The organism is Flavobacterium sp. (assembly GCF_043720215.1).
GTDB lineage: Bacteria > Bacteroidota > Bacteroidia > Flavobacteriales > Flavobacteriaceae > Flavobacterium.
In genome coordinates this window covers 1-6104 of the sequence record NZ_JAYSSZ010000007.1, presented here as the reverse complement: position 1 = coordinate 6104, position 6104 = coordinate 1, and the positions used below count along the sequence as shown (strand labels likewise).

Sequence of the window (6104 nt, the reverse complement as noted above, 5' to 3'; positions counted from 1 at the left end):
ATTATTTTTCTTAAAACCCAATACTTATATTTGGAAAGTTTATCCTCTTTTTTACCAAATTTTTGAATCGAATCTAGCTGTTCAATCGAAGTATAGTCAAAAAATATGTTTTCATCTACCGTATTTGTAACTTTAGATTCATCAGTTGAATTAAAATTAACTATCGAGATGTCTTTTTTATCCTTTTCATTAAAACTTACTGCCTTAAAATCTTTAGTAGGAAATATTGTTATTATAAAAAAAGTAACAAAACTAATAAATATATATAATCTGATAGGAGCCAAATAAGAAAGTCGCTTACCTGATAAATACTCTTTTGTTAACGAAGCTGGTTTAAGTAGTAAGTTTCTTATGGTTTTCCAAAAGGCATTTTCGTAATGTGTCAAATCTTCAAAAAAATGAACAAAAAGATGGTGGAATGTTTTTCGAGTGTCAATGTTTTCTTGACCACAATTTGGACAAAATCTTTCTTCAACTACATGATTGCAGTTTAAGCAAGTTGTATCATTTCGTAAAGTGTTTTTACTCATTTTATTAATCTTCTTCTTCGTTTAACATGTTTGTGTTTGAATAGGTTCGCCATTTTTCGATACATTCTTTCATATCTTTAGGTAATTCGGTATCAAAACGCATCATTTCTTTAGTTGTTGGATGCTCAAAACCTAATGTCTTTGCATGCAAGGCTTGGCGAGGCAATATCTTGAAGCAATTGTCTATAAATTGTTTGTATTTTGTGAATGTTGTCCCTTTTAGAATTAAATGTCCACCATAGCGCTCGTCGTTAAATAACGGATGTCCAATATGTTTCAAGTGTGCTCGAATTTGGTGTGTTCTTCCTGTTTCAAGAATGCATGAAATCACGGTTATGTATCCAAAACGTTCTAAAACTTTATAATGTGTTACTGCTGGTTTTCCTATTTCTGGATCAGCAAAAACGGCCATTTGCATTCTGTCTTTTAAGTGTCTTGCAAGATTTCCTTCTATTGTTCCTTCGTCTTTGGCGACATTTCCCCAAACGATGGCAACATATTCCCTTTCGGAAGTTTTGTTTTCAAATTGTTTTGCTAAATGAGTCATCGCTTGTTCGGTCTTTGCAATGACTAAAAGTCCAGTAGTGTCTTTATCTATCCTATGAACTAATCCTGGACGTTCGCTACTGTTTAGTGGTAAATTCTGAAAGTGAAATGCCAAAGCATTTACTAATGTGCCTGTGTAATTTCCGTGACCTGGATGCACAACCAAACCTGCGGGTTTGTTTATTAATAGTAAGGCATCGTCTTCATAAACAATATCTAACGGGATATCTTCTGGATCTACTCTATTTTCAAATGGTGGATGCGACAACATAATCGTAACCACATCGAACGGTTTTACTTTATAATTTGATTTTACAGGAACATCGTTTACAAAAATATTGCCTGATGTTGCGGCTTGTTGTATCTTGTTTCTTGTTGCATTTTCTAACAAATGCATCAAATATTTATCTATTCTAAGAATAGATTGACCTTTTGTAGCAACAAATTTATGGTGTTCGAATAATTCTTCGTCTAATTCGTTGTCTACTGTTATATTCTCGTTCATTATTATTAGTTGCTTATTGAATCTTTTTTAATACTATCGTTTACAGAACCATTTAGTTCATCTTCTTCAAAACCTATTTTCCCATCACCTAAAACCAAATCAATTTTTGTCATTTTTAGTACTTGTTGACCTGCTTTTATTGGTTTTCCGTTCATTTTCATTTCTAAAACCATATCTTTTGCAAGATTTGGAATATATGTTGTATCACCTACTTCAAGTCCTAATGCGGCAAGAGTTGGCACTGCTTGACGATAGGTTTTTTGAACCAAATCTGGAATTCTGACTTTTGAATATCCAGTAGAATTTATTTTTAAATAAATAACTCTATTTTCTTTAACTTTTTCACCAGGATTAGGATCTTGGTTCACAATTGATAGTTTGGGAAATGCTGAGTTATAATCTACGGTGTCTAATAATTCATAATCTAAATCCAATTCATCAAGTTTGTCTTCGGCTTGCTCAAGCGTTAGCTTTCTTAAATCTGGAACCACAATTTCTTGTCCGTGATTGGTAGTAAAACCTATCCAATACATAAAAAGGAAAAGGGTTGCGCACACAATAAACATTGCTATTAGCACTTGTTTGATAAAGGTAAAACTGAAAAGAAACTTCTTGAAACTCATAAAAATGTATTTTGACAAAGATAATAAAATTGTAAAGTGTTTTCATTCGAAAAAAAATGATAATTTTGTTACGTAATTTAATTCTTTTTTAGATGAACGTAGCAGTGGTTATGGGAGGATATTCTGACGAAAGTGTAATCTCGTTAAGAAGTGGTCAGTTAATTTTAAATAATTTAGATAAATCGAAGTACAATATCTTCGAAGTTCATATTCTTCCAAACGAATGGTCGGTGGTTATCGATGCAAAGAAGTATCCCATAAATAAGTCTGATTTTTCTTTTACCAAAGATAATACTACAACAAAATTTAATGTTGCTGTAAACACCGTTCATGGCACGCCAGGCGAAGACGGACATTTGCAATCCTATTGGGAACTCATGGATATTCCTTATACAGGGTGTAATTTTTACCAATCGGCGCTAACATTTAACAAACGTGATACTTTATCGGTCTTAACCAAGTTTAATATTCCAAAAGCCAACTCTATTTATTTGCGAAAAGGTGATGTTATTGATGAGAATAAAATAAAAGCAGAGCTCGGTTTGCCATTTTTTGTAAAACCAAACCAATCTGGAAGTAGTTTGGGTGTTTCTAAAGTTGATGTTTTAGACCAATTAGAAAAAGCACTCGAATTTGCTTTTGCAGAGGATAACGAAATTCTTATAGAATCGTATCTTAACGGAACAGAAGTATCTGTTGGCGTTTTAAAATACAAAGGTGAAACCAAAGTTTTGGGTATTACCGAAATTCTTTCTCAGAATGATTTCTTCGATTATGAAGCTAAATATTTAGGAAAATCTGAAGAAATTACGCCAGCAAGAATTTCAAAAGAAGAAGAAGCTTTGGTTATAGAGTCTGCCAAAAAAATATATGATTCACTAGGAATGTCAGGTTTTTCTAGAACCGATTTTATCATAATGAATGGAATCCCACATTTTATCGAAATAAATACTAATCCAGGATTGTCTCCACAAAGTATATTTCCGCAGCAAGCCACATTTGCAAATATGGATATGCGTGAAATGTTAGATAACGAAATTGCATTGGCTCTAGGTAGAAAACCAATTTGGAAAAAATAATTATGAGAAAAGCTATATTTCCAGGGTCATTCGACCCTTTAACATTAGGGCATTTAGACATTATTAAAAGAAGTATTCCTCTTTTTGATGACATAATAATTGCTATTGGTGTAAATGCCGATAAAAAATACATGTTTTCACTCGAAGACCGCAAACGATTTATCGAAGAAACATTTAAAGATGAACCCTCAATTTCTGTAATAACTTACGAAGGATTAACCATCGATTTGTGCAAAAAACTAAAGGCAGATTTTATACTTCGAGGTCTTCGAAACCCAGCCGATTTTGAGTTCGAAAAAGCCATTGCACATACTAATAGAAGATTGTCAAAAATTGAAACAGTGTTTTTACTAACAGCTGCAAGTACTTCGTTTATAAGCTCAAGTATAGTTCGTGATGTAATAAGAAATAATGGAGATTATACTGTTTTGGTTCCTCACGCTGTTAGAGTAAAATAAAAATAATAAACCTGAATAATTTTAATATTTGTCAGGTTTATTATCTTCTTCTTTCTTAATCACTTTTCTAGCCACTTCGATTTTAAATTTTTTGCCTTTCATTTTTTCGTCACGAATATTTTTCAGCAAATCGTTTACTTTCTTAGATTTTACAGCAGCAAAAGAGATAAAATCTTTCACTTCAATCAATCCTAAATCGCCTTTGTCGAGCTTTCCTTTTTGAGAAAAGAAACCTACAATATCTATTTTGTTCAGTTTTGTTTTCTTTCCGCCAGAAATATAAATCGTCTGGAATTCTGGTGCTTTTGGTAATGAAGTTGAGTTTTCTACATTCAAAACAGTCATTTTATAATCGATATAATCTAGTTTTTTCTCACTTTCGTGAATCAAAACATACGATGTTCCCGATGCTAGCATTCTAGCAGTTCGTCCGTTTCTGTGCGTAAACTCATCTTCTTTAGATGGCAAATGATAATGAATTACATGTTTCATTTCTGGAATATCCAATCCACGAGCCGCTAAATCGGTCGTAATTAAATAACTTACACTTCCATTTCTAAACTGGATTAAGGCACGCTCACGTTCATCTTGATCCATACCACCATGATAATAGGTAGCGTAAATTCCTTTTTCGTTTAATGTGTCACTAATTCTTTCGGCAGCATCACGATGGTTGCAAAAAATAATAGCTGATTCCGATTTTAAAGAACAAATTAAATTAAACAAACTTCCCATTTTGTCTTTGTCTTTAGAAACGACCATTTTCATGGAAAGATTCGTCCTTTCTTCTTCTGAAGGAATAAAATCTAAAACCGTTGGATTGATAACTCGAGTGTATTTCGGGATTTCGATATCAGAAGTAGCAGAAACCAAAACACGTTTGTTTAACTTTGGTAATCGGTTGATTATAAATGACATTTGCTCATGAAAACCTAATTGTAAGGATTTGTCAAATTCATCTAAAATTAAGGTTTGAATAGTATCTACACTAAAAGTTCCTCTGTCTATATGATCGGCAATTCTGCCTGGTGTTCCTATAAGAACTGCTGGCGGATTGCTTAAATTTTTTATTTCGGTATCAATAGAATGTCCGCCATAACAAACATTTACTTTATAGTTGGTTCCCATTTTTTTCCAAACTTGTTCAATTTGCAAACCCAATTCTCGTGACGGCACTAGAACTAAACACTGAACAGATGTTACATTTTCTTGCATCATTTCGAAAATTGGCAATAAAAAAGCTAGTGTTTTACCCGAACCTGTTGGCGAAAGCAATAAAACATTGTTGTCGTTCAAAATAGCATCTTGAGCAACTTCTTGCATTTCGTTTAGGTTTTCGATACCTAAATTGAGCAATATATTATTGGAATGGTGATTGTTATTCATTTTGCAAAGATAGACTTTGAATTATGAATTACGAATTATGACTTATGCTTTTTTTGAAAATCAGTTTTATCGTCATTCTTATTTTTTTATTTACTTTTGATAGACATTCCAATATCATACATTATGCGTTTTATAAAATCGATTTTTCTATTAATTTCTATCTCAATTTCTGCTCAAAAAAGTAATAAGTATGAAACATTCTTCGAAAAAGGAAACGGAAATCAATCGGCTACATACCAAGAGGCTATTTCATTTTATAAAACTTTAGATCAAGATTTTCAATCTATCAAAATAGAAAAAATGGGGTTAACTGACTCTGGAGAACCTTTACATATGGTGATTTTTAATCCTGAAAAACAATTTGATTTTAAAACTATATCAAAAACAAAATCTATTATTCTTATTAATAATGCTATTCATGCAGGAGAGCCAGATGGGATAGATGCCACTATGATGCTGTTTCGTGATTTGGCTTTAACTAAAATAAAAATCCCTAAGAATACCATCATTGTAGCTGTTCCTGTTTATAATATAGACGGTGCTTTAAATAGAAATTCGACAACTAGAACCAACCAAAACGGCCCAGAAGAGTATGGTTTTCGAGGAAACGGAAGAAACTACGATTTAAATAGAGATATGATTAAATCGGACACTAGGAATACTAAAAGTTTGGTTGAAATTTTTCATAAAATTAATCCTGATGTTTTTATAGATAATCATGTGAGTAATGGTGCCGATTATCAATACACACTAACCTATATTCAAACTGAGCCAACTAAGTTAGGGAAAGAATTGGGTGATTTTATGAAAGACAAAATGACACCTGCTATTGTTGCTAATTTAAAATCAAATTCTATCGAATCTACTGCGTATGTAAATGTTTGGCAAGGAACTCCAGATAAAGGATTTGCACAGTTTAATGATTCACCAAGATATACAACTGGTTATACTTCTTTATTTAACACCATCGGTTATGT

The 6104-nt window shown here is 32.3% G+C and carries 7 protein-coding genes; 3 read left to right on the top strand and 4 right to left on the bottom strand.

What is annotated here, in order from left to right:
* The 3 genes from ACHZC3_RS00425 to ACHZC3_RS00415 all read right to left on the bottom strand — a co-directional run.
* Positions 1-530, bottom strand: a 530-nt coding sequence (locus ACHZC3_RS00425) for a DUF3667 domain-containing protein (RefSeq protein ID WP_394757908.1), incomplete at its 3' end; no start/stop codon positions are given.
* A 4-nt stretch (positions 531-534) separates the two neighbouring features.
* Positions 535-1581 carry an RluA family pseudouridine synthase gene (locus tag ACHZC3_RS00420; RefSeq protein WP_394757907.1) on the bottom strand — a complete coding sequence of 349 codons (1047 nt, stop codon included), beginning with the start codon at positions 1579-1581 and terminating at the stop codon, positions 535-537.
* A gap of 5 nt (positions 1582-1586) precedes the next feature.
* Positions 1587-2204: a PASTA domain-containing protein gene (locus ACHZC3_RS00415; RefSeq protein WP_394757906.1), complete on the bottom strand. Its 618-nt coding sequence runs from the start codon at positions 2202-2204 to the stop codon at positions 1587-1589.
* Between the two features lie 92 nt (positions 2205-2296).
* Between ACHZC3_RS00415 and ACHZC3_RS00410 the strand changes: the two genes are divergently transcribed.
* Together ACHZC3_RS00410 and coaD are read left to right on the top strand one after the other, a co-directional pair.
* The gene (locus tag ACHZC3_RS00410) at positions 2297-3283 is read left to right on the top strand and encodes a D-alanine--D-alanine ligase (RefSeq protein WP_394757905.1); all 987 of its coding nucleotides are present in this window, start codon (positions 2297-2299) and stop codon (positions 3281-3283) included.
* A gap of 2 nt (positions 3284-3285) precedes the next feature.
* Entirely contained in the window at positions 3286-3741 is a 456-nt protein-coding gene (coaD, locus tag ACHZC3_RS00405) for a pantetheine-phosphate adenylyltransferase (protein WP_394757904.1), read from the top strand.
* A gap of 21 nt (positions 3742-3762) precedes the next feature.
* Here coaD and ACHZC3_RS00400 read toward each other — a convergent pair whose 3' ends face one another.
* Positions 3763-5127, bottom strand: coding sequence for a DEAD/DEAH box helicase (locus tag ACHZC3_RS00400; protein ID WP_394757903.1), 1365 nt, complete (start codon positions 5125-5127; stop codon positions 3763-3765).
* A 123-nt stretch (positions 5128-5250) separates the two neighbouring features.
* Here ACHZC3_RS00400 and ACHZC3_RS00395 point away from each other — a divergent pair.
* On the top strand, positions 5251-6104 hold an 854-nt coding region (locus ACHZC3_RS00395; protein ID WP_394757902.1), incomplete at its 3' end, for a M14 family zinc carboxypeptidase.